The sequence below is a fragment of the Facklamia miroungae genome (assembly GCF_012396555.1).
In the GTDB taxonomy this organism is placed as follows: Bacteria; Bacillota; Bacilli; order Lactobacillales; family Aerococcaceae; genus Facklamia; species Facklamia miroungae.
In genome coordinates this window covers 19,682-45,390 of record NZ_JAAXPS010000009.1, presented here as the reverse complement: position 1 = coordinate 45,390, position 25,709 = coordinate 19,682, and the positions used below count along the sequence as shown (strand labels likewise).

Sequence of the window (25,709 nt, the reverse complement as noted above, 5' to 3'; positions counted from 1 at the left end):
TTATTACCCTCCAATCCCTTTATTTACAGCCTCAATCATATCAATGATCATTTGTTTAGGATCAGAGGCTTTAACTATTCCACTGGTGCATCCTGTTCCATCAGCCCCTTGAGCAATGATTTGATAGACATCTTCTGCTGTACTTACTCCGGCTGCCTGCATAATGAGCACTTCGGAGTTAATTGTTTTAATTGCATGATTAGTTTTTTCAATATACGAACGATCGCTAGTCTTACCTGTTCCTATCAACTCTGTCGGTTCGCATAAAAGAATATCGACATCTAAGGTCGCTATTGCTTTGGCTTCTTCAACTGAATCCGCACAGACAATTGTAATTATGCCAAGTTCTTTAGCGCGTTTAATGGCAGCTGATAAATCAGCTAATGATAGAGGATGTTCTGCGTGATTCAAGAAAGTAGCTTTCACTCCGACATTGGCTAATGAATCAGGTAAAACTGCACCCATACCGCGCCCCGGTTCAATACCATCAAAATGTTGAGCGGTCACTATTATATTTTCTGTTTCTAAATTTAATCTGTATAAATCAGCATAAGGAGCCGTTACAAAGACTTGAATATGCGGATATTTTTTAGCCATTTGATCGGCAACTTTTGCATACTCTATTAACTTATCTCCAAACAAATAGGATTTTGGATTAAAAACAAAGAAGTGATTCTCTAATTTTAATTTCATTAATTTTCCTACCTTTCAATTAAGCCAAATACTGCATAATACTCCTCTAATTGTTTTTCAATACTCTTCTTCATCTGAATAATTAATGAAGGGTAATCTTTTACAGAAGGCATGTTTATTGCATTAAATCCCGCATTGATCATATCCGAAAATAAATTAATTTTAGTGATTCCTTCTCGTGCACATCTATTAAGATTTTCATATCCGGTCGAGGATCCACCATGAAGAACAAGGGGTATGTCAATTCTTTCTCTTATTTGGGATAAACGCTTGAAATTAATTTTAGGTGTTCCTTTATAGATTCCATGAGCTGTGCCTATGGAAATAGCCAAGGAATCAACCTTTGTCTGATTAACGAATTCAATAGCATCTTCAACTTCTGTATAAATCGACTCAACCAGTTCATGGTTTTCTAAATTTTCATTTGCTCCTACAAACCCTATCTCTGCTTCAACATCCACTCCGTGATCATGAGCATAATTGACAACTTCTTTGGTTCTTTTTACATTATTAGCAAAAGTTTCAGTTGAAGCATCGATCATAACAGAGTTAAAGCCTAAATCAATGGCTCTTTGGATGAAGTGAATGTCCTGACCATGATCTAAGTGTAGAACAATGGGGACAGTGGCTTTTTCTTGAATATGGGTACCGATCCAAGCCGCCTCTTCCAAAGAAAGCCACTCATTATGCGCTTGAGCAAAAGCTAAAATCATTGGCATATTTAGTTTTTCAGCGACTGCTAAATAGGCATTGGCCGTCAATCCGTCAATAAAATTAACGGCAGGAACAGCATAATGATTATTCTGTGCCTTTTTTAGCAGTTGGCTAGAGGATACTCTCATTTTATTTCTCCAACTCCGCTTTCAATTGAGCCCATAAATCATCAATTCCGACATTCGTTAACAAGGGTAAACCAAAAATTACCTTATCCTTGATTTTATCTGGAACTGTAGTCGTAGAAATCACCGCATCATATTCATCAATATGATTTACTTCCTCGGCAATTTTTGATTGATAAATTTGTACTTGATCATCCATGTTATTTTCTTTGAGCCATTGTTTGACTTTACCGGCTACAACGGTCGAAGTAGCAATTCCTGAACCACACATAATTAATAATTTTTTCATAATACTTATTCCTTTCTCCTAATTCGCTTTAGTAGGTCTAACTTTATTGACATAGTACAAACCGGCTAAACTAATAATTAAGATGACACTGATCATCACCCATGGCATATATTTTCCAGATAAAATAAATAGCAATGTTGGCCACAATCCCCCTTCAGCCATTGCGGTTATACTTTCGTTACCTCCTAAATCAAAGTTTGCTGCTTTAGCCGCCATTGTCACTAAAGGTGCTGCCCAAGAAGTGATGTATAAAATGGTTGCCATATAAATACTCCCACCAACAACTGTCCGAACAATATTGCCATTAAAAACAGCTGCCATTAAACAGACCACAAAAGGAATAGTTGCCAAGTCTCCAAATGGTAAGGTTGTATTGCCCGGTAAAATAACAGCAAGGAAAATAGTTATGGGTACTAAAAGTAAAGAGCTTGATAGAACAGCTGAGTGACCAACTGACAATGCAGAGTCCATACCAATGTTCACTTCTCTACCAGGGAAGCGATTTTGAACAAAAGTGTTCGCTGCTTCAGAGATTGGAGTCAAGCCTTCCATTAATAACGAAACCATACGAGGCATTAATACCATTACTGCTGAAGTCTTAACACCTAATTGTAATACTCCTCCTAGGTCATAACCAGCTAGTAATCCAATCACTAAACCAATCACTAAACCAACCACGGTACTTTCACCAAAAACACCAAATTTTTCTTGCACTGTCTCAGGGTCCGCTTGGATTTTGTTAAATCCTGGTATTCGATCAAAAAGCCAGTTTAAGGGTATAGCAAACAAGAAACCTGGAGCTGAAGTTCCATGAGGGAATGTGATATTTGGATATCCATAGAATTCTTTGATTTTTGGTGCAATAATATCAGCTAATAGATAAATCATTGTTAAGTAAGCGATCGTTGCGTAAATTCCCAATGCAAAATTTTGCGTGATCGCATAAACCAGCGAAGCCACAAAGGCTGCATGCCAGAAGTTCCACATATCCACCATTAATGTTTTAGTAAGTCCTAAAAATAACAGTAATATATTCACACCAATCCCGATTGGAATAGCCAAACTCCCTAAGACCGTACCATAGGAAATAGCAGCGGCAGCTGGCCAGCCTACATCAATGGTGGTTAAGTTTAAGCCGAATCTTTCAACCATGTGTTGGGCAGCTGGGCCTAAACTACCCCCGAGTAAATCGATCACCATATTTAATCCAACAAAACCAATCCCAACAATAATACCTGAGGTAAAGGCCTTTTTAGGGTGTGTTCCCAGTACCATACCAAAAATAAAAATCAAGATTGGCAAGACTACAATTGCGCCTAAATCAACGAATTTTTGAAAAAGTTCTAACATCTTATTTCCTCCTTTTAATTTAATCCATAGTCACTTAATAATTTAATGATTTGATCGACATTACCTGGTGCATCATCAAAACTTTCGATTTTTTTCATCACTTCTTTATTTTGAAGCAATTCCATTACTTTCTGCAAAATAGCTAAGTGTTGCTGACTGTCTTTGAGCGCTAACATAAACACTGTTTTAACTTCAATTTCTTTATCCGCTGTCGCCATTTCGTAAAAAGTTACGGGCTTATCGAGTGTCATAATGGCAATTTGGGATTGAATAACGTGTTCACTCTCAGTATGAGGTAGAGCAATACTATAGTCTTCAAACTGTAAACCGGTTGGATAAGTTTCTTCTCGTTCTAAAATAGCCTGCTTAAAGGAGGGCTTAACGACTCCTTCTTCAATTAAACGTTGCGATAAATTATTTAAGACCTCCTCTTTTGTATTTAAGTTTTTGACCTTTAAACGAACAATTTTATTTTCTAACATCGTCTTCCCTCCAATTAATCAATGTAAATACCAATTCTTCAGCTGTACTTGCCTTCCATAATTCTTCAATATAATTTTTATATTCTATTTTCCGATATAAATTGATTAGGATTTGTTTGGTGCTTTCTATATCTTCTTCTGCGATCGCAATTAAAAAAACGACCTTGATTAAATTCTTACCCCATAACATGGGCTGTTCTAAAGTAATGACACCTAATTGAGATTTAGTGACTTGCTTAGGATCACAATGGGGTAAGGAGATTCCTGTATATACCCCCGTACTGCCCATGCTTTCTCTTTTTTTAATGGATTCTATAAATAAGGGATTATTAAGGTTTTCTTCATGAGCAATTTTCGTCATATCTTCATAAATGGCTTCCATGGTTTTGGATTTTGAATGGATGAGAATGTTCTCCCCAATAAGTTCTCGAATCAGGTTGTTTTTTAATTCTGATCTTTCCCCAAATTTTGCCAATCGATTATTATTTAAGCTCTTGTAATAAAATGATTGAATCAGATTCATTTCTTGTGCCGTAATGACAGGACTCACTTCGAATACAGGTATACTCACCTCGTTTAACTTAACGGATGAGACAATGAAATCAATATTAGATAATTTAGCACGATCTAAATCTTCATAATCTGCTTTAACAATTTTATCAGTGTCTGAAATGACTCGTTTTAACTTACTAATGAGTAATTCAGAAGTAGCAATACCGTGGGGACATATGACTAAGATATTCATGGGTTTATGGATTTTTTCAACCGCAATTTGGAAATGAATGGCCAGAAAAGCTGCTTCATCATCTGTCATTTTGATATTAAATGCTTCGGTCAGCTCTCGAACTGAAAGCCAGACAATGTTATAAAGCACACTGTATTCTTTTTTCACTTCTTCTACGACAGGATTATTGACTGAAATTGACTTTTGCAATCTAAAAATCATTGGCCCAATATGGCTGATCAACATGTCTCTTAAGTGAAGGTCATGGGATAAATCAATGTCTAAAATTTTTGAAACTTTTTGAATAAGTGATTCGACACTTTTGTTTAACCTTGTATTGTAATCAATATTATTAATCTTGAACCCAACTGCTAATAAGGTAAAAGATAAGGCCTCAATTTCTGCACTAGGTATCTCTTCTTTTGTTTTTAAAAGCTGAGTTAAAACTTCCCGAGCATAAAAAAATACTTCAAAGTGATTCATATCAAAACTTAAACTGTTTTTAGAGGGTTCAAGAAAATATCCGATTTGAATCATGTTTATTTGAACGAGTAAATCAATTAACAGGGTATTGAAATAGCGTTGACTGAGATCGTAATTATACTTTTTACCCAATTGAATAATGACATTTTTACAGTCTAAAATCGTTTTGAGATCAAAAAATCGAGAAAGTGTCTCAATGTCTTCAAAATTTGAGCTATCAATTAAAGAATGTAGATAGTCTTTTGTAAATTTTCTTACATATGATTCATTTCCCATTAGTGAAAAAAGGCCATTTTCTCTATGGAAAGACAATTTTGCTTTGGCTAATAGTTTTTCGAATTTTTTGATATCTCTTCTCGCTGACCCTTCACTGATATATGCATTGTCTTCATAACTAGTAATATTCAATTTATGTCGGTTGATAAATAGCTCTTTAAACAAATATTCTTCGCGATCTTCTACTTGAGGATCAAATGCTTTACTGTTTTCTAAATCGTTTAATACGGAAGCTAATTTTTGGAATTTATTATTATCATTTATTATGATACCTTTTCGAGGTGTTTTTTCGATTGTGATATTAAACTTACTTATGAAAGCATTTATTGAATCGATATCGTTATAAATGGTTTTAGTGGATACATTATAAACCGCTGCTAGATCTTTAGCTGCAATATGTTCAGATTTTGAACGAAGGGTCTTAAGAATCATTATCTGTCTATTATTCAACTTTTCACCTCCTTTATAAATGGATCTATTCTTTATATTAATTATACCGTAAGCGTTTTTATTTTTGGAATCGGATTACTTCCACATTAATGTGGAAGTAGTAATTACTGCCTTTTTTAAGCATCAAAAACCCCACCTTTTGATAGAAGGTGGGGTTTTCTTAGAGTAAGTTTAACAAGCAATCTTTTATTCTTGATCTATAAATTTTAATTATTAAATATTTCATAAATTACAATATCGTAAAAGCTGAAATTGAATACACCATTATAGGAATATTTCAATAATTTTTTATTTTTAAATTATTATATTCCCATTAATTAGATACTTTTGCGGGTTTGGAAGCTGAGTAACCAAAGAGTGCAAGAAGTAAAATAACCAACCCATAGATTCCCACTTTACCAAATAATTGAGACAAGTAGCCGAGTATAATCCCTACTGTTGCAAAGTCCGTATCTCCAAAGGTAGTATTGGCAAATCCTAAATCACCTAATAAAGGTAACATTAAGGCTGGTAATAGGATAAGTGAAACACCATTAACAAATCCGCCAATAATTGTTCCGCGCAGACCTCCTTGACCATTATTTAAGACACCAGACCCTGCTCCAACGAAGAAAAGAGGAATTAAACCAGGGATAATCAGTGGCAAATTAGTAAATGGTAAAACTAGAAATGCTGCAAAGCCTCCAACTAAAGCTGCAAAGAAACCAATAATTACAGCGTTTTGACCATAGGGGAATATGGCTGGAACATCAAGTGCTGGTGTGGCATCAGGTACAATTCTTTCTGAAATACCTTGGAAAGCTGGAATAATTTCAGCCAACATCATCCTAACCCCTTGCAGAACGATTACAAAACCAGCTGTAAATGTTAGGCCTTGTACGATCGCATACATAATATAGTTATCTCCTCCTGCTAATTCAGTCACTAATGTCGAATCAGCGGCTAAGAAAACAACGAGATAAATAACGACCATCACAATCGCTGTGGTAATCGTACTATCGCGGAAAAAGCCGAATTTATCAGGCACATTGATATCTTCTGTTGACTTCTCTTCGTCTCCTACATATCGAGCAATGAGAGCTGTAAGGGAATAAGAGACTGCATTGAAGTGACCCATAGCAATATCATCACTTCCGGTAACTTTACGATAGAAAGGCTGTACAATTGCCGGTGATAATACCATTGCGCTTCCTAATAAGAATGAGCCAATTAAAATTAATTCTATCCCTTTAAAACCAGCCGTACCTAGAACAGCTGTAACAAGGGCAGCCATAAATAAGACATGGTGACCAGTTAAAAAGATATATTTATATTTCGTAAAACGGGCCAGAATAATATTAAAGACAAAACCTAATCCCATAATAATGGTCATTTCAGTCCCTAAAAGATCTTGGGCAAGACCAATGACCGCTTCATTATTGGGAATAACACCTTGCACATTAAATGCATTTTCAAAGGCAGGTGATAATGTTTCAAGTGATCCAGCAATAATACCACCACCTAAAGACATAATTAGAAAGCCAATTATGGTTTTGGTTGTTCCCGTTAAAATTTTACTGAATGAAGCCTTTTGTGCGATTAAACCGATTAATGCAATCAAACCAATAATAATTGCCGGCTGATTAAAAAAACTGTATATGAAATTCATCATTTTATTTCACCACTTTTAATTGTTTTCAAAATACGCAACTAATTGTGCTTTTAAATCTTCTTTATCCATGACATTATTTACATAAATGACCTCTTTATTAATGGATTGAAGATTATTTTTAAATTGTGAGGTTGTTACAATTAAATCTGCTCCACTGCTTCCAGCCGAACCAACATCTGTGGCCTCTACTTCAGCAGTTTTCCCTATTTCTTTTAAAATTTTATCGACATTAATTTTCAAAATAAGACTTGAACCTAAACCATTCCCACATACTGTATTAATTAACATTGCCATCGCCCTCTCTTAATTTAACCAATTTTTGTTCTACTTCAATCAAAATAATATGAAAAATCGTCATGGCGGCTTCTTCTACTAAATCTGACTCCTTAAAAGCAAAATTAATTGAATAATCTAATGCTTCAGCTATTGTTCCGCCAGTATTACCTAAAACTCCTACCGTCTGAATTCCCATTTCATTTGCTTTGTGGGCTGCTCTTACAATATTTTCTGAATGGGCGCTTGAAGATAAGACGATAAGCAAATCATTTTCATTACCTAACCCCTCGACCTGGCGAGCAAACACATTTTCATATCCATAATCATTTGCTGTGGCGGTCATCACACTTGGATCTACTGTTAGAGATATTGCTGGGAAACCACTCCTTTCTATTTTATAGCGGCCAATGATGTCACCGGTAATATGTTGTGCATTGGCAGCACTTCCGCCATTGCCAACCGTCATTATTTTATTCCCACTTTTTATGGTATTAAAGATAAGGTTCGATAAGTGCTTTAAATCTTTTGAACGATTATTGGCAATATCGTCAAATATTGCGGTTCTCTTTTTAAATTCTATCTCGTAATCCAAAATAATCATCCTTTATTTTACTTAGTATTCTATCCTTCTTTTCCTTTAATATAGTTTAGAATTTCTTGAGGTTCTTCAGCTTTTTCTAGTAATTCATAAAAGTGAACATCATCCAATAGATCGACTAGTTCGGCCAATGCTTTTAAATGCGAATTATTATCCACTGTACTTAAACAAAAAACATATTTTACGGGATCATGTAATTCATGGCCAAACACAACGGGTTCTTTCAAGGTCGTGATTCCGATTGCTGTTTCGATCACGCCATCTTCCGGTCGAGCATGAGGCAAAGCAACATGCTTGGTAATGACAATGTATGGACCATTGCTTTCAGTATTATTAATCATTGCTCGAATATAATCATCGGTTATTTTCCCTTCTTCTTTCATCACCTCAGCACTTTTTTGGATAGCTTCTTTCCAATCTTTAGCTTCAACTTTTAACTGTATGAGTTTATTGTTTGTTATTTCACTTAACATAGGCTGTTCCTTTCTTATTAAAATTTGATTCGTAGGGGCTGATAATAAATAAGACAGTTCTCTCATTAAACCTTTCTTATCTTTAACATCACTATATTTTTCAATAATCATCATCAATGAGTTTATATTTATAGTTTCTTTCATCATCATATTAGCGAATCTCTTATTAAAGTGCTTCAGCAGATTCGCTTTGTCGATATTGTTCATTACTGGATTAACTATAAACAAAGGCTTATCCGTTTCAATCAAAACGGTTGAGAAAACAACATCTATTTCTTTGATCACTTCATTCAATTGTCCAACTGAAACATTCTTTAAAAAATTTACTTGAGGAAATAATTTTGTTAATTCATTCCTGAGCAATACAGAAACACCGATACCACTTGGACAAACAATGACTCCTGTCAATTTATAATTATCAGTATCTTTAGTATCTTTTATGAAAGTTGCAAAGTGAATAGTTAAATACGCCAGATCATCTTCAGAAATAGATTTGATTACATCGATATTTAACTGTTGGAATAAATCCTCGATAATGGTATAAATATGTCCATATTTAGTTAAGATTTGATCTTTCAAGGGATTCACCATTGGAAAGTTAAAATACATCCTATTAATAGCTGGTCGAATATGCATTCGTAATTGACCGAAGATTCTCTCCCTATCTTTAAAAGCAATGGCATATGTTTTATTTAAGCGTTCTAAAACACTAGCAATTATCTGATCAATCATTGCTTGCTCTTTTGAGTCTTTGATGACTGTTTTAGTGGAGTAAGATAAAATCAAAGCGGTTAAGACTTCGACGTCATTAAGATCAAAAATATTTTTAGCTTGTAAGATTTTCTTTGACAACTTAAATTCGCTATTTTCATTCAATTTAAACCAGAATTTCTCTTTATTAGGCAAGCTAATCATGCTCTTTCGAAGTAAATAAAAAACAAAAGTATAAGTAATTATATGGATATTATTATCTGAAATAATTAGCTGATCTTTTGATAATTCTTGATTTAATTGCTTTCTAAAATCATAGAAAAGATGTGAAGCCTGTTTATCCAAAACGAGTTGAATAATGTATAAAGCTTCCTCATATGAAATAACTTCCACTATAAAATTTATCATTGCATAGAAAATATCTGTTTCTTCACCAATGAGCTGGTAGCCATTTTCTCTTGAATATTTAATGGATAGTTTAAAAGAGGATAATTTTTTATTTAATTTCTTTAAGTCATCTGTGACTGTACCACGACTAACTTCTAGTAGATCCACTAAATGGAATAACGAAATATTTTGATTGTGTAAATATAAGTAAAAGAAGATAATTTTCTGTCTTTCTTCCTCATCAAAAACATAATCAATATTACCCTTTAATAAATCACTAATAATATCTTGAACGTTATCTAGCAAAATTAACTTGCCACCTGATATTTTTTCAATGGCATTGTAATGATTATCAGTCAACCACTGATTAATATTATCAATACTATAATTGACTTGCCGTTTCGATAAATTTGTTTTTTGCTGTATCTCATGCGTAGTGATATCTGGATTATTAAGGATCAGTTTTAATATATATAAGGATCTTTTCCCAATCATAGTCGCTCAACCCTCTTTATATCATAATATTTGAAAACGCTTAACCATTCAATAGCTATTGATTCCAATTTGTGTAAAATCAAATGACACAAATTGTGTGCTGCCAGTTCAAATTTATTAAGATTGAACTTATATTCTTTAAGCTTAAATTATTTAAATAGTATTAAGCTATTGAATCATTAGTTTCTACCAAAAAAATAATTTATATTTCTAATTAACTTAATATTATTCTTTCCCTAAGATATTGTACCAATAATTCAGAAAGAACTAGCTACAAAAATGCAGCTAGTTTATGATTCGCTCTTCAATTAATTTTTTCTAGGGAAAAATCTATGTCTTTGAATATTTTTTATAATTGATTAGTTTAATTCTAAATTAACAATTTTTTGAATTCTTCCACGTCATCAAATTTAGTATTAAAGTAGGTCGGTACCTTATCAACATTTTTTAATTCGAGAGGTTTGTTATTGTTTATTTTTTTAATTCTAACTTCAAATGTATCTTTCGTTGTTAAAATTATCTCGAAATCTTGTTTATCACTCATAAATTGATAAATATCTTCAGATTTTTTCTTATATGTTCCTTGATCTACTTCTCTATTATCGATGTATTCAATGAAAGAATTATCTTCAGGTTGAATGGCTATTTGAACTATATAACCGTCAACACGATCGCTTTGGTATAACCCTTCTAAAACTGGTAGGCTATTAGATGAACAAGCTATTAAAAATAAACTTACAAAAAGCAATGAAAGAGATTTAAATTTTTTCATAAAACACCTCCATTCATTAAAATTATAGCATAAATTTTAATGAATGGAGTTTTTATAATATAATACTCCTTTTTCTAATTCAGCCTAATTATGATAAGTCATGAAAGGTTAATATAGTCTCTACTATTTATAGTGAGTAATATTTTTCATTAAGCTCAATCGATATACTAAGAACGGGAATAAAAGGATAATGGAGATAGCTTCATAGCTTTATAAAAAAATTATATATATTCTAAAAAAAGAACCCTAAACATGAGACTATGATCTAATCATTAAGATTAGTACATAATGTGAATAGGATTTTATTTAATTACATTTAAAAGCTACCTATGATTCTATAAATTTTAATCTTTAGAAACTGAAATTGGGAAAGAGGTTTTTGCTATTTCTTGAATCATAAGTGAATACTTCTAGTAAAAATAAATACCACGAATCCTATTCAGGGGTTTCATAATTATGACTCGAGATGCAGAACATTAATCTTTTGCCACTTTTAATAATTCCGTCATTCGGCAAAAGAAAATCGGGCTAAAAATAAAACTTAGCCAGAGTAGATTCTAGCTAAGTTCATCTTTTATATTTTTAATAATATGCTCTATTTTAAAAACGATCCCACTTCATTCATAAGATTTTGACTTTTTAGTTGATTCCTGATGATTCTTCCGTTACTCATAAATAGAATCTCATCTGCCAATTCTGATATAAATTCTAAATCATGACTGATAATCAAGACTATATTGTCTTGATTTGCATAATCTCTTAGCAATTTGCAAACATTCATCATATTCGAATAGTCCATGCCACTTGTCGGTTCATCTGCGATAAATATTCTCCTATTAGATGCAATGCCAGCTGCCAGAGAAACTCTTTGTTTCTCTCCGCCCGATAGAGATTGAGGATGGTGATCTTTTTTGTTTGATAAATTCAAATCTTCAAGCAATTTATTCGTTTTATCAAATTCGTTATTAAGTTCTATTTCTTCACAAACACTTGATGTGAAAAGCTGTGAATTTACATCTTGAAACACTAAATATGATTTTTTTAACCTCTGTTTGCTTGAAATTTTCTTTCCTAGCCAATAGATATTATCTTCTTTCGCCTTTTGTAAACCCACTAAATTTCTTGCAAAGGTTGACTTTCCAGCACCATTTTTGCCAATTAAGAAATATATCTTGCCACTATATAATTTTAGATTTTTAATATTCAAGATTTCTTTTTTCTTTACTTCATAATGTAGGTCGTTTATCTCTAAATATTTTTCAGAATTATTAGCTTGTGTTTTTTTGCATGTTTCTATGCTTTTTATTTCGTTTAAACTTCTTAGATAAAGCAACTTCCGTTCTTCTTCACTTAAATTGTAAAAGTCTTTAGCGCAATAGTTCTTATAAATTTGTCCATTTTTAATAATACTTACGTTATCTACTATACCATTGAGGTAATTGAGACGATGTTCGCTAATTAGAATAGTCTTGTTGAGACTTTTTAATTTCTTAAGTATTTCTTTAACTTTTAAAATGTTCTTTAAGTCTAAATTGCTGGTAGGCTCATCAAGAACTATAACATCAGAATTTATCATCATGGTACTTGCTAAGCATAAAATTTGCTTTTCTCCGCCTGAAAGTTCTAATACATTCCTGTTCAAAAGATGACTAATATCTAAAACTTCCATAACATTATTTAATATAATTTCCATTTTTTCTATTTGATAGCCTATATTCTCCAATGGAAATAATAATTCAGATGTAGAATTATCTGTAAAAAATTGAGATTTTGGATTTTGATATACTGAGGATACTAAGCTTACCAATTCCTTAATCGTCATTTCTTCTACATTTTTATTTTTAATCAAGATATTGCCTGATTTTTCACCCTCAAACATATTATCAATAATGCCATTTACTAGTCTGATTATACTGGTTTTTCCAGAACCACTTATACCCGTTAGAAGATGAACTTCGCCCTCATTTATTGTTAAATCAATAGGACCGATTTGATTCTTGTTAGGATAAATAAAGTTAGAGTTTTTGAATTCAATCATCGGTTTATCTCCTTATCAACAAATACACAAAGATTATCAAATAGATAGCTATCAATACGTCGAATTTGGTAAGGTGTGTTTCAAAATATCTATTCTTCTTTCCTTCTATGCTTATTCCCTTACTAAATGCTGCTTGGGAAAGTTCTTCTCCTATATTTGAAGTCGAAAATAGCAATGGTACTAAAAGGTGTTCAAGAGTCAGCGAAGGAGTCATAAAAGCTTTTAACCCATGTTCTATCCCCCTAATTTTCATTGCACTCTTTATATGGCTGTATTCATTCTTTAATTCTGGGAAATACCTGAACATAACTATGAGAGGAATGATTATAACTTTTGGAATTTTTAACTTTTCCATACTAGCCATTAAGGAGCTTACATTAGTAGAAAAAATAAAATATCCTCCGATAGTAAAAGGGATCAATAGTCTTCTCATAATAAGTGCCCAAGTGTGAAACACTTGAGCAACTCCTATTGTTTTACTTGTAAGATAATAAATGCCTGTCAATGAAAAAAAAGCAAATATAATTTTTACTCCAGTTTTTACTTTATTGATACTTGATAAAAGTAGAAGCACTAATAATAGGCTTAAAATTTCATGAGTCCCTGTAAAGGGTATTGTCAAAGTACTTGTATAAAATAGTAAAAGTCCAATTTTAGTTTCTGTACTTAATTTAAAACCTTGCATTAATCAATTCCAACTCTTTTAAAATGTTTATTTAGTACCTTTTCACCAAGTTGTCCACCAAATATGGCTCCTATAATTACACTTGCGTAAAGAGCAAATAATGACCAAAGAGGTAGATTAATAATAGCATTTGCATATGCTTTACCCATCGTTCCTACCGCCATTTGATAGTATAAGTCTTTAGCTGTAAAAATTAACAGAAATGTATTCATCGATGCGAAAGAAATGAACATATGTGATAACTTCATTCCTTTAATAGCCTTAAATCCTGATTTCCAACGTGCTAATTCTGCTAATATAGCACAGATTAAATAATTTACGATTGTTATCGGCGGCATACCCATCATTAAAAAAATGATACCAGGTAAAATTGTGAATATTAATGTAAGCCATCTCTTAGGACACTTAGCCATAAAAAACATGGTTACAATTCCGCCTACTAATGCATAGCAGAACGGATATGCCAAGTAAGTCACAACTAGCGTTCCTAGAGGCATACCGACTATCCAGCTTAATATAAAATATAGGGCTGCGAATACACCTGTCATCACTAAATCCTTTATTGTAATTTTATTTATATTCATAATTCCCTCCTCTTTTAATACCTATGTCCTTCTGTTATAAGCGATTTTTCAATCATCGTTCTATAGAGCTCTGATTTCTTCAGTAAATCTTCATGCTTTCCAACAGCATTAACTCTTCCTTGATCTAACACAACTATTTTATCTACATTTTCAATAGATTTTAATCTATGAGAGATGACAATTACTGTTTTATCTTTAATAAGTTTATTTAAACTTCCTTGAATGTTTAATTCATTTTCTACATCTAAAGAAGCTGCTATTTCATCTAGAATGATAATAGGTGTGTCTTTCAAGATAGCCCTTGCGATGGAAAGCCTTTGTCTTTCTCCCCCTGATAACTTAGATCCATTTTCACCTATAAATGTGTCATATCCATCAGGCAGATTCTGTATAAAATCTTCACATCCTGCCTCTTTCGCTGCCTTTTTAACTTCGTCATTCGTAGCTTTTACATTCCCTATTCGAATATTTTCCATAACAGAGGTATTAAATAGGATTACATCTTGAAAGACGATAGAGATGTATTTAAAAAGATGTTCTGTGTCTATATTCTTAATATCATGATCGCCTATACTGATAGAACCTGTGTCATAATCATAAAGCCTACTTATTAACCTCAAAATTGTAGTTTTGCCACATCCGCTTGGTCCAATTAAAGCTGTCACTTCGCCTTGATTCACCGTAAAGCTCAAACCATTAATAACCGTTTGATCCTCATCATATCCAAATGAAACATTTGATAATTCAATATCAAAATTAGTTAGAGGAATTTCCTTGCCTTCCTGGATGGAATGTTCTTTTATTTCTCCTATTCTTTTAATTCTTACATCTAAATAGAATATTTCGCCAAGATAACTTGCAAGTCCTAAAACTCCACCAGAAATTTTAGCCGCCGCTATTAAATATCCGAGAAAATATAGCATACTAATCTCATTGGTTAAAAGCAGGTTTACCCCAACAAAAATACAAAACCCGATTGGTAATATTCCTATATATTGCGCTAAACTTAATGGTATAACTTGAATGAGTTCAGATTTCCATTGTAATTTCTCCGACTCTATTAGCGATTTTTGAATTTCTTTTCTTGTGCTATCCTTTAATCCATAGGATTTGATTTCCTGGTTCATTTCTATCGTCGTTTGGAAATCTTCAGATATCTTCCTTAATGCCTCGAAATGCTTAGTTCTAAAAGAAATCTGCATTTTCTTCGTGGCAAAAATTACACCAACAGCTAAAAGTACTGGACCTATAATCGACAGTCCCATTTTCCAATTTCCACTTAGCATCATCACTGACATTAAGGCAAAGTATAATACAAAACCTATATAATTTCCTATCGCATGTGCCAGAGCATGCTCCACTTGAGCTACATCTTGCATAATCGTTTGAGCAAGATCTGATAAATCATGCTTCGAAAAGTAAGAAAGTGGCATCTTTCTTAAGAAATTAGCTATCTCAATACGCAAGTTCGCTGATTCCTTATATGTCTCGTTATAAGTTACCTGATAATTCTTATTAATAATAAAATACATAATAATCAAAATAAGGAATAAAACGATCGTAAACAGACTTGGTTTTTTTATCGTTCCCTCAAGCACTCCATTTGCAAATAACATTAAAACCATCATTGGAAAAAGAAAAGATAGATAGTAAAAAACAAATGATACAGTTGATTGAATGACACCCGTAGCCCCACTCTCTGTGAGCTTAAGTTTGTCCATTATATATTCTTTCATGCTATTCTCCATTCATTTGACCTATGATACATATCTTGCAAGTCTTTGTATCTTCCATTTTTTGCCATTAAACTTGCATGATTTCCTCTTTCGATAATAGCACCATTTTCAACAAACATAATCTCATCCACATTAGTAATAGTGGAAAGTCGATGGGCAATCATGATTACCGTCTTACCTTTCATTAAATTAGAAAAAGCCTGTTGGATTTCATATTCATTTTCTGGATCTGTAGCCGCTGAAGCCTCATCTAAAATAATGATCTCTGCATCTTTTAATATGGCTCTAGCGATCGCTACCCTTTGCATTTCCCCTCTTGATAAATATACTCCTTTAGACCCAATAATAGTGTTTTCTTTATCGGGAAATTTATCTAAAATACTAGTACATTGTGCTGCTTTTAATGCTGCTAGAACTTCTTGTCTATTTGCCTCAGGATTTCCTATTTTTACATTCTCATAGATAGTAGTTTTAAATAATTTTGAATTTTGGAAAACAAAAGCAATATTCTCTTGAATAGCTTTTTCTGAATAATTTGTAATGTTCTTTCCACCTATCCTAATGTCTCCTTTGTCAATAGGATAAAAGCCGGAAATTAGTTTTGCTATTGTGGACTTACCTGATCCACTAGGCCCAACTAAAGCATACGTCTTATGAGCATTTAATTTAAGGTTAAAGTCTTTTAAAACATATTTTTCATCATACTTAAAAGAAACATTTGAAAACTCTATGTCATAACTTCCCATCTTATTTACACTACCTTGAATAAGCTTCGCATCATCCATATTTCCCATTAACTCTTCGAGTCGATCAATCGCTAACATAGCACTATGATTATCAGAGCCTGCAAACATAACTGCCATGAAAGAAAGTAAGGCTATATCTGAAAAAATTGCAAAAAATACTAATTTTGCTAATAGCAGTGTCGCTGACTCCCCTCTTAAAATAAATAAAGCTGCAAAAGGAACCGCGAAGGCATAAAAGCTATTGAATAGCACTTGAAATCCTACATATGGTTTCCTACAGGATTGAGAATAGGCATATACGTTTTTTCGATAGTCATTAATCGAATCTATTAAACTTTTATAATAATCTACGCTCACACCAAATAGTTTAATGACTTGCATGCCTCGTACATACTCAACTGTTGATGCGCTCATTCTCTCCAAAGCTTCAGAAAAATCATCCATTAAATCGGGAGAGTTATACATCGCTTTAAATTGAAACACACCCACAACAAATGTAATTACCAGTAGAATCCCCAGCCGATAATCAATAAAAAAAGTTAAAGCTAACATCCCAACGGGTGTTAAAAGTGCTGTTATATTATCTGGAATTAGATGGGCAACGGTTTTATGTGTGTTGCCAGCGTTATCATCGATAATTTTTCTAATTTGACCAGAATTACTTTTATCAAAAAATGAAAAAGAAGCATCTAGTAGTTTATATAAACCGGCCTTTCTAAGATTAGTTTCCAGTCTAAATCCTAAATAGTGAGAAGACATAATTCCCACTATCGCTACAAATCCTCTTAAAATCAGTAAACTAATTACTATGATGCTGTAATGCACGCCTAAAGTTATATCTGTATTTACAACAAGTGCTTCTAATGTTTTCCATAAGTAATAATAAGCAATCATATAGATAAGCACCGCAATAGCAGATAAAACCATAGAGTAATAAGCATATTTTTTTCTCTCGGGTACATATCCCAATAACCGCTTGTACATATTGATCATATTAATCCCCCTTTATCTCAAATAGACTATTTATACTTGACTAAGAATAATCTATACACTAATATGTTTATTATAAATAAAGTGTTAATAATAATCTATACAAGACACTAACCTTGTCTAATCAAGCAAAATATGTCCAATCGAGTTAGGTGAGAAAATGATCAGTAAGCATTTAAAGACTTTAGGATTTCATGAGTTTGTACCCTTTGATACAAAATATGTTGGGAAATTTTATAAAATTAAAAATGATTTCATTTCTGGAACTTATTGGTTTTACAAAAAGAATGATTTCATTCTAGATATTCAAGATCTACAAATTAAAAAAGATTATGTTTCTTCTACCAATTATTCTGTTGTTGACAGTTCCTTTTATGTATCAACTTACTTTAAACAAGCAAATGGAGATTGTTTATCACCCTACGTTCCAATGACTAATAATTCTTTGCTTACTCATGTTGCCACCAAAAATTCAACCTATAATACTATCCTACATGGCGGATTTCCTTATTTAGCGATTGGTCTTAAATTTGATGCAAAGAGTTTAAGTAATTCACGTTTTGATATTTCATTCAAGGATTATCAAGAATTCGAAAAAATCTTTCTTCAATATAACGATAAAACGACTAAAAATATAAAAATGATTTCAGACCAGATTTTAAATCTTGACAAATCCTTACCAGGCGTAGATTTAATATTAGACGGTAAAATTATGGAATGGATTGGCGTTTCTATTTCTTCCTATTATGATAATCTGTCCGCAAAAAGTCTTTTAACTAAAGATGATATATTAGCGATAGAAAAAGCAACAAATTACATTGACAACCATTATATGCTTGATATTAACCAAGGTTTATTAGAAAAAATAACACTACTCAGTGGAACAAAATTGAAAAAATGCTTTAAAATAAAAACCGGTTTAACCATTACTGAGTATGTGCAAAGAAAACGAATCGACATGGGCGAAATCATTTTAGCCAGTACCGATTTAAATGTCAAAAATGTAGCTGAATCGGTTGGCTATAGTTCTCATAGTAGATTCAGTGAGTTATATAAAAAATATAAAGGAGTTTCCCCAAGTAAGGTGAAATTTAATAATGAAATTTAATGCTATTTTCGTTATATCGCAACATCTGTTCAATCTGTCAAAATATTTATAAACAATTAACATTTTTTTTGTACTCCGCTTATTATAACCAACGTTAAAATGTTGAACGCCAGTGGCGTTTTAAAACAGCACATAAAAAGGGTCTGAAAGAATGTTGACAAACTAGTTCTTTTAATTTTTTTCTCCCATAAGTTTTTCTTTAAACAAAGAAAAAAACAGTAAACCTTTTGATTTACTGTTTCGCATCAATTGTTTCTTATTAGATACTATTTCACTCCATTAACATACTTTTGAATGGCGTCGCAAGCATATTCAGCTGTTCCCATACCAAATCTATCTATATTAGTTTTAAATTCTGGATTTTCTTTATATCCATAACCAATACTTGAAAAAACTTCGAATGAACAATCAAAAGAATATTGACAAATTAAATCATGTAAACGCTGAGAAAGTTCGATGTTTTCTTTCGAAGTGGTTTTTAACCCTTTTACCTTGTTTTCTGCAAATAAAGCGAATATTTGATTAAACTTTTCTGTTAATTCTTGTTCTTTTCCTTTTTGCTTTTCCATAGATTTTTCAACTACATCTTTTCCATACTTATCTATTGCCATTTCTTTATATTTCTGATGGTCTTGGTAAACAAACCCTCTAAACTTTTCTTTCGTTGACATAGTAATCTTCCTTTCTTCATAATCAATTGTTTTTTGTAGTGTTTCTATCAGTGTTAAGCGATTTTCGTTTTCCTTTTTCATTAGAATTAACTGTTTCTTTAAGTGATTAAGTATTTCAATATCATCTTTTGTCATTAGGAATTTAATCTGTTTTAATGAAAATCCTAAATATTTATAAAATAGTATTACTTGCAAACATGCCATCTCTGCTTCTGTGTAATATCTGTAGCCATTTTCTGATTTTTGAGGAGATAGCAAACCAATCTCATCGTAATAGTGTAACATTCGTACCGAAACGCCACTAATTTCGCTTGCTTTTTTTATCATGTACATGCATTCACCTCCTAACAATTTATATTCTAAACTATGACATTATGTGAGAGTCAATGCATTTTTAATTTTTTTTTGCTTTAATTTTCTTTCTTGTCCAGTATTCTCTTTCTTTTATCCTTTCACACACTCGGAATTTTCAAATTTTTTTCTCAGTCTTTTTTCTGATTTTTTTTAAGGTAAGCGGTGATTTTCTTTATTTACTTCTATAGTTTCTTCTCTAATTTGTACCAGGTTCTTTTCTGTCGACTTTACTTTTCTTTATATTAATACCATAAAAGTACTTCTTCGTATTAATAGGACTTTGTACATTGTTGACGCTGAATATTGGAGGGATTGCCATAAAAAATGACTACTTTCTTTGATTAACACTATTTATTCTTATAGAGCTAGTGCAAATAGTGTGGACTATTAATATCCAATGAAATAACTTTTTTCTGGCAAAAAAAGACGATAGAATTTTACTTTCTATCGTCTTAAATCCTCTTTTTATTTTCTTATATGTTCACTCGCACTTCTTTTTTAAATTTTTTATTAGATGTTTAACATTCCTGTTTTTACTAATTTCTTCAAATATTTTGTCATTACAAAATATATTAAGAACGGATTGTACAATCATTTTATTACTTCGATTGGCCTTATTACCTATAATAATATTTTTATCAATCCAACCATCAATGCGATTAAAATAATCATCTCCCTTTAATACAAATTCTGTTTCTTTCATCAAAATTAATTCATTTAAAACTCGTTCTGCATACTTTGAACCATTTTCAATATCATGACTTTCTAGATATCTTTTAGAAGCTGAGAGATAATAAGTAATAACAAGTCCTTTATTTAACTCTTTAATATTAAATAGATCTATTAAACTCTCTATTTTGTTTGCTGTTTCCTTCCAATTTGATTGATTCGTATTCATTTGTTGATTTAATAGATTATACAGATTGAATAATTCTTTATATAAAAATATCTGTAATTTCTCCTGTGCAATCTCAAATTCTTGCTTATGAATATACGAACTAATAATTAATGAGTCGTTTGAAATTAGCCACTCTGTTTCAGGTAAAAGTTCCAGCACTTCGTCAGGCTTACCTATTTGTAATAGGCATACCGATTGAAGACTTGTTGCCATATTTTTTAGAGTAAAGTCTTCTGTTTCTTTCCTGACTCTTTCAAACAAGCGAATAATATACTCCATGTGTACTTTTATAGAATCCCTATCTTCCAAAAATTCAATATGGTTTAATAAAAACAGTCCAATTGAATAAATCAAAGGAAAGCAAGAGTAGTATTTATTAACAAGGTCTTTACAAGTCTTCAAAACATTTTCAAAAGAATCAGTGGCTATTTCATCCATTAAATTATAAATAATTTTTCTGATTTGACTGTCAGATAAATTTGGCTCATACCCTATTAGTTCATCAATTGTTATATTAAAGTAGGAAGCAATTTTAGGCAATAATAAGATATCGGGGTGACTTTGTCCTGTCTCCCATTTTGAAACAGCTGCCTTTGATACCATCAGATAGGAAGCTAGTTCATCTTGAGTTATGTTTTTTTCTTTTCTTTTTCTTAAAATTACTTTTGATATACCAATCTCGGTCATAGGAACTTCTCCTATACTATTTGTTTATTATTCATTATTATCACAGCAGAAGGAATCAGAATAACCGTTAAAATTATCGTAATTAAAATAGAAGTGTGAAAAACATCAATACTAGTACCTTTCAATAAATCTAAAGGATTGGTCACCAAATATATTGGGAAATATGTTACCCAATCACTTTTTATTGATAACAACAACTGAAGAAGAATACTTACTCCCACAAAAGATAAGGAACCAATAGTTGAACCTGTAATAATTCCCCCTAAAAGTTCGATGGAAAGTAGTAAAACTCCGAATAAAAAAGGGAGACTTAAAGCAAATAGAAGTATGTCTAATCTTATTGTATTATCAAAAAAATATCCTGTATAAATGAATGTCATAATAAAAGCGACTATACAAGAAGTCATCCATATTATAACACCGACAAAGAATTTAGCCATTACCACAGCCTTTCGTGATAATCCTTTTGAAAATAAATTGATTAAAGTGCCTCTTTCCAGTTCATGACTCATTTGACTACTAAATACTAAAATAAGTGTTAACATTCCCATCTGGCCTATGTTTTTAAAAAACTGTGCCCACGAATCCATCTCCGTTGGAGTAGGTATTTTAATAATTGCTCCATTAGTTGAAACGGACTCTAATATTATTGGTGTCAACTTTGCTATTAAAGGACTAATCAAACCGACTAAAGCGAAAACTATAAACATTATAAAAAGTTTTTTATCTCTGTAGTATTCTACCATTTCTTTTTTAATAAAAATTAGGCACATGTTCATTCGTGTGTCACCTCTAAAAAAATATCTTCCAAGCTAGGTTCAATAACTCTCATCTCTTCAGGAAAGATTTCTAGAGCATAAAGCTCTCCCATAATTTTTTTACGGTCATTTTCGTCTATCTTTTCAATAATAACTTTATTTTTATCTTCAACTATAGTTCTATTAAATATTTTTTCAGATTTCAAAAAGTGCTGTTTATCTCTTGAATTGAAAAAATTGATTTCAATATTCGATTGCCTATTTATCTCTTTTAATTTAGGGATTTCACCGCTCAAAACATTTGTACCTTTATTTAAAATTACAACTTGATCGCAAATTGCTTCCACATCAGATAAAATATGTGTCGAAAATAAAACCGTTGTCTGACTTGAAATTTTTTTTATTATGTTGAGAATTTCTTTTCTTCCAGCTGGATCTAATGCTGAAGTAGGTTCATCACAGATCAATATTTTTGGCTGATTTAATAAAGCTTGCGCTATTCCTAATCGCTGCTTCATCCCTCTAGAAAATCCTTTAACTCTTCTATCGTCATTTTCTAGCCCCACTAACTGAATTAGCTTATCGCTTCTATCATTTATTTCTCTTTCTGATAATCCAGTAATTTGACCACATAGTTGTAAGTATTCTCTGGGTGTCATATAACCATAAAACTCAGGAACATCTGGTAAGTACCCGATGTACTTATTTGTAGAGGTTTCTCCAAATTGTACCTTTTCATTAAAAACTCTTATTTCACCGCTATCAATTTTTAGAAAACCTAAGATAATATTCATAGTTGTCGTTTTCCCAGCTCCATTTGCTCCTAAAAATCCTGTTATAGAGTTTTGGAGAACATTGAAACTTAGACCATTTAGCACTTTGTTATTTCCAAATGTTTTTATTAAAGAATTTACTTCTATAGCATTTATCATTTTTCTTCCTTTCCAATCATTAAATAAAGAATAGGACCTATGATTTGAATTAAAACTACTATTAGTATCCAAAAACTCTTATTTCCAAACTTGAAATTATTTTGTTTAAATAAACTCTTCAAAGCAAAAACCAGCAGAAATATTTCAATTACGACTATGGGTATCAAAATTGGCAAATATTCTTTTAATGAAACCATTACTATCCCTCCGTTTACTATCTTTATAAATAGACTATCAGTTAACATAGTTAACAATCAAGCGATTCTTCGTTAACTATTATGGTTCAAATCAACTATATGGAAACATTTTACTTTTAAATTTATGAATGTAGATGATTTTTTAAAATTAAGAAGACGATAGTGAATTTGACCGTTTCAATTGTTTTCTTTCTATCGTCTTTGACTGTTTTATTTAATTGTTAAACACTTTTAACTTCTATCAATATCAAAGGAATCATCCTATTAAAATCCATATTCCCTCCTCTACAAATTCTAATCTATCTCTACTTTTTTTACCTCACAGATTAATTCTCGCAAAAATCACTCTAAAAATAGGCAAATCTATATCTTGTTTTTCGATAGAAACACTAAAAGCCTGATTCTCTCATTAATATTTGCCCTTATCCTAATTATGAGACGACCCCACAAGTTAAATTTCAAGAATTTTCAAAAAGTCTTATCTTAATACTTTGCTGGTACTTTCCCTAGAATCTGATATCTACTTTTTACTTTTTATTATTCCAATTATTAATACTCCTATGGAAATCCCATATAATATGCCAGTAACGAAGTCACTAAATCCTGAAACTCTACTTAGAGTTAATGCTAACACTAAAAATAACATTTCAATAGGTAGATACGTGTTTTTCTTAACTATTTTTATTCTACTCTTACAAATTTACATTTACTATATATACTAATATATACCTTTTATTAATACTCACATTCAATCATTACTTTAAAAAGAACGCAACTTCCTACTTACTTTCCTAGTAGAAGCTCTGAACCCCAGTATCTATCCTTATGTCAAATTATTTAAAGAGTCTCACAAAAATGATCTTACCGTTATATTATTTATTATAAATAATTATCTTTCTTAATTCAGGAGAATTTTTTACATCTACAAACTACTATTAACATGCTTAATATATCTTTTCAAAAACTTCACAAACCATAGGTGCCTGCTCATAAAATTTTTTACCGAAATCTTTGTATCCACTTTCAAAAAATTGATCATGTACTCTTCTCCAATAATTATAACTTCTATCCCCTTCCCCTTCATGCCATGCATGTTCAGGGCTTATGAGATTATAAGGCATGATATACACTACCTTTGTTTGCGTAATACATACAGGCTCTCCTGAACCATTTAATATTATGTTAAATTCCCCAACTTCTGGAAGAAGGTCATCTTGTTCATACAATTCGTATGCAGATGTTGTCGCCGTCTTTATTCCTTTGTTAACTAGCTCAGCTAATTCGTCGGCCATTTGCTTAGTATTACCAAAGCTCCACGCATCATATTCAGTTTCTTCGTCAAGTTGTTTTTCTTCGCAAAATTTCTTCCAATACTTTTTTATAAGATCACTCATTCTATTTTTCCTTTTCTTATTCTATTTATTAATTCCAAAGTCTTGCTTATTAAGTTTATTTGATACCATTACATGTTTTACTTTTCTGATAAGGAACTGAAACCCACTTAACATCGTATCTATTTTCCGTTGTCATAATTATGACATAAAAACCAGGTGCTTAATCCGGAAGTCCCATACTTTATAGTTTCATTAACATATTTACTTCATGACAATCCGTTTCTTCAATTACCTCCGTCTCATAAAACCCAACCTTAGTATATAGTTTTTTAGCTGCATCATTACCAAAAAGGTAAGTTGTAGAAATCTCTGTCGCATCATATTCCCTTTTCATCAATAAAATAAGTGCCTGTAAGGATTCCTCTCCTAAACCTCTACCCTGGAAATTTTTATCTATAGCATAGTTCCACAAAAACCATTTAGTTGAATCGTATTTTCTGAGCATTGCAAAACCAATTACATTGTTTTCATAAAAAATATCATAGGCAACAACGTTATCTAAACTGCATCCCTTACAAATCTTTTCATGAGAGGATATTTGTTTGTTTTGATTTTTATCTAACGAGATTTTTATAATCTTAGATTTTTTGAAAATTATATTTTTATTCATTGTAAGTAAATCTACCCTGTTTTAAATTTTTGTTTCTCTAATAGAGAGCTGAATACCCAGCATCCATCGAACCTCTTAGCTCATTGGCTCCCGCCCATAACCAACTTTTAATCTCATCTGAAGTAATCAATTGCTTTCCTCTTTTCAATTCGTACTTCATATTCATAGTTACAAGCTACCTAAATATTATTTAAATATAGAAGTAATCTCTTTAATGAAAAATTATTTACTATTTAAATGTTTTTCAAAGCTTGTATTCCCTTTCATTATAGGTTATTAAGACCTTTTGTACAAAAAAATTTTAAAAGAGAGTGAGGATTATATCAAGCCTATTTTTAGTTACTCTATTCCTTTAACAGTGTATAAATGGGA

25 protein-coding genes are annotated in these 25,709 nt (G+C 31.7%); 1 reads left to right on the top strand and 24 read right to left on the bottom strand.

The genetic code is table 11. From position 1 onward, the window contains the following. Window positions 1-3 precede the first annotated feature (3 nt). From HF969_RS08125 to HF969_RS08050, 16 genes are all read right to left on the bottom strand, one after another. Window positions 4-693 (bottom strand): triose-phosphate isomerase, encoded by a 690-nt coding sequence (locus HF969_RS08125; RefSeq protein WP_090290284.1) that lies wholly within the window; start codon window positions 691-693, stop codon window positions 4-6. A gap of 8 nt (window positions 694-701) precedes the next feature. Continuing rightward, on the bottom strand, window positions 702-1,535 hold the full coding sequence (locus HF969_RS08120; RefSeq protein ID WP_090290283.1) for a class II fructose-bisphosphate aldolase: 834 nt from the start codon (window positions 1,533-1,535) through the stop codon (window positions 702-704). Between the two features lies 1 nt (window position 1,536). After that, window positions 1,537-1,821 (bottom strand): PTS sugar transporter subunit IIB, encoded by a 285-nt coding sequence (locus HF969_RS08115; protein WP_090290282.1) that lies wholly within the window; start codon window positions 1,819-1,821, stop codon window positions 1,537-1,539. An 18-nt stretch (window positions 1,822-1,839) separates the two neighbouring features. Then, window positions 1,840-3,171, bottom strand: a complete 1,332-nt coding sequence (locus HF969_RS08110; RefSeq protein ID WP_090290281.1) for a PTS galactitol transporter subunit IIC — start codon at window positions 3,169-3,171, stop codon at window positions 1,840-1,842. A 14-nt stretch (window positions 3,172-3,185) separates the two neighbouring features. Continuing rightward, window positions 3,186-3,653 (bottom strand): PTS sugar transporter subunit IIA, encoded by a 468-nt coding sequence (locus HF969_RS08105; RefSeq protein WP_090290280.1) that lies wholly within the window; start codon window positions 3,651-3,653, stop codon window positions 3,186-3,188. Beyond that, complete coding sequence (locus tag HF969_RS08100; RefSeq protein WP_090290279.1) at window positions 3,640-5,586, bottom strand: BglG family transcription antiterminator; 1,947 nt, start codon at window positions 5,584-5,586, stop codon at window positions 3,640-3,642. Before HF969_RS08100 ends, HF969_RS08105 begins: the two co-directional genes overlap by 14 nt. 313 nt (window positions 5,587-5,899) lie before the next feature. After that, window positions 5,900-7,237 (bottom strand): PTS ascorbate transporter subunit IIC, encoded by a 1,338-nt coding sequence (gene ulaA, locus HF969_RS08095; RefSeq protein ID WP_210727914.1) that lies wholly within the window; start codon window positions 7,235-7,237, stop codon window positions 5,900-5,902. 15 nt (window positions 7,238-7,252) lie between these two features. Beyond that, complete coding sequence (locus HF969_RS08090) at window positions 7,253-7,531, bottom strand: PTS sugar transporter subunit IIB (protein WP_090290278.1); 279 nt, start codon at window positions 7,529-7,531, stop codon at window positions 7,253-7,255. Continuing rightward, the gene (locus HF969_RS08085; RefSeq protein ID WP_245694856.1) at window positions 7,515-8,105 is read right to left on the bottom strand and encodes a D-sedoheptulose-7-phosphate isomerase; all 591 of its coding nucleotides are present in this window, start codon (window positions 8,103-8,105) and stop codon (window positions 7,515-7,517) included. Before HF969_RS08085 ends, HF969_RS08090 begins: the two co-directional genes overlap by 17 nt. A gap of 29 nt (window positions 8,106-8,134) precedes the next feature. Beyond that, window positions 8,135-10,177 (bottom strand): BglG family transcription antiterminator, encoded by a 2,043-nt coding sequence (locus tag HF969_RS08080; RefSeq protein WP_090290276.1) that lies wholly within the window; start codon window positions 10,175-10,177, stop codon window positions 8,135-8,137. A gap of 370 nt (window positions 10,178-10,547) precedes the next feature. Then, window positions 10,548-10,949, bottom strand: a complete 402-nt coding sequence (locus tag HF969_RS08075) for a hypothetical protein (protein ID WP_090290275.1) — start codon at window positions 10,947-10,949, stop codon at window positions 10,548-10,550. A 595-nt stretch (window positions 10,950-11,544) separates the two neighbouring features. Continuing rightward, on the bottom strand, window positions 11,545-12,987 hold the full coding sequence (locus tag HF969_RS08070) for an ABC transporter ATP-binding protein (RefSeq protein ID WP_090290274.1): 1,443 nt from the start codon (window positions 12,985-12,987) through the stop codon (window positions 11,545-11,547). A 4-nt stretch (window positions 12,988-12,991) separates the two neighbouring features. Then, a complete protein-coding gene (locus HF969_RS08065; RefSeq protein WP_090290273.1) occupies window positions 12,992-13,672 on the bottom strand; it encodes an energy-coupling factor transporter transmembrane component T in 681 nt (226 codons plus the stop codon). Next, a complete protein-coding gene (locus HF969_RS08060) occupies window positions 13,672-14,256 on the bottom strand; it encodes an MptD family putative ECF transporter S component (protein WP_090290272.1) in 585 nt (194 codons plus the stop codon). Before HF969_RS08060 ends, HF969_RS08065 begins: the two co-directional genes overlap by 1 nt. A gap of 14 nt (window positions 14,257-14,270) precedes the next feature. Then, window positions 14,271-15,992 (bottom strand): ABC transporter ATP-binding protein, encoded by a 1,722-nt coding sequence (locus tag HF969_RS08055; protein ID WP_168427192.1) that lies wholly within the window; start codon window positions 15,990-15,992, stop codon window positions 14,271-14,273. After that, a complete protein-coding gene (locus HF969_RS08050; protein WP_090290270.1) occupies window positions 15,989-17,731 on the bottom strand; it encodes an ABC transporter ATP-binding protein in 1,743 nt (580 codons plus the stop codon). The genes HF969_RS08055 and HF969_RS08050 overlap by 4 nt, the downstream gene beginning before the upstream one ends. A 157-nt stretch (window positions 17,732-17,888) precedes the next feature. Between HF969_RS08050 and HF969_RS08045 the strand changes: the two genes are divergently transcribed. Further along, the gene (locus tag HF969_RS08045; protein WP_090290269.1) at window positions 17,889-18,836 is read left to right on the top strand and encodes an AraC family transcriptional regulator; all 948 of its coding nucleotides are present in this window, start codon (window positions 17,889-17,891) and stop codon (window positions 18,834-18,836) included. A gap of 266 nt (window positions 18,837-19,102) precedes the next feature. Here HF969_RS08045 and HF969_RS08040 read toward each other — a convergent pair whose 3' ends face one another. From HF969_RS08040 to HF969_RS10075, 8 genes are all read right to left on the bottom strand, one after another. Continuing rightward, window positions 19,103-19,840: a MerR family transcriptional regulator gene (locus HF969_RS08040; RefSeq protein ID WP_090290268.1), complete on the bottom strand. Its 738-nt coding sequence runs from the start codon at window positions 19,838-19,840 to the stop codon at window positions 19,103-19,105. A gap of 502 nt (window positions 19,841-20,342) precedes the next feature. After that, window positions 20,343-21,446 carry a helix-turn-helix domain-containing protein gene (locus tag HF969_RS08035; RefSeq protein ID WP_090290267.1) on the bottom strand — a complete coding sequence of 368 codons (1,104 nt, stop codon included), beginning with the start codon at window positions 21,444-21,446 and terminating at the stop codon, window positions 20,343-20,345. Between the two features lie 11 nt (window positions 21,447-21,457). After that, a complete protein-coding gene (locus tag HF969_RS08030; RefSeq protein ID WP_090290266.1) occupies window positions 21,458-22,225 on the bottom strand; it encodes an ABC transporter permease in 768 nt (255 codons plus the stop codon). Then, window positions 22,222-23,136, bottom strand: a complete 915-nt coding sequence (locus HF969_RS08025; RefSeq protein ID WP_210727913.1) for an ABC transporter ATP-binding protein — start codon at window positions 23,134-23,136, stop codon at window positions 22,222-22,224. The genes HF969_RS08030 and HF969_RS08025 overlap by 4 nt, the downstream gene beginning before the upstream one ends. After that, complete coding sequence (locus HF969_RS08020; RefSeq protein ID WP_090290265.1) at window positions 23,133-23,333, bottom strand: PLDc N-terminal domain-containing protein; 201 nt, start codon at window positions 23,331-23,333, stop codon at window positions 23,133-23,135. Before HF969_RS08020 ends, HF969_RS08025 begins: the two co-directional genes overlap by 4 nt. A gap of 944 nt (window positions 23,334-24,277) precedes the next feature. Next, window positions 24,278-24,727: an ASCH domain-containing protein gene (locus HF969_RS08015; protein WP_090290263.1), complete on the bottom strand. Its 450-nt coding sequence runs from the start codon at window positions 24,725-24,727 to the stop codon at window positions 24,278-24,280. A 181-nt stretch (window positions 24,728-24,908) separates the two neighbouring features. Beyond that, window positions 24,909-25,337, bottom strand: a complete 429-nt coding sequence (locus HF969_RS08010) for a GNAT family N-acetyltransferase (protein WP_090290262.1) — start codon at window positions 25,335-25,337, stop codon at window positions 24,909-24,911. A 37-nt stretch (window positions 25,338-25,374) separates the two neighbouring features. Beyond that, a complete protein-coding gene (locus HF969_RS10075) occupies window positions 25,375-25,503 on the bottom strand; it encodes a hypothetical protein (protein ID WP_281241378.1) in 129 nt (42 codons plus the stop codon). Window positions 25,504-25,709: the final 206 nt, after the last annotated feature.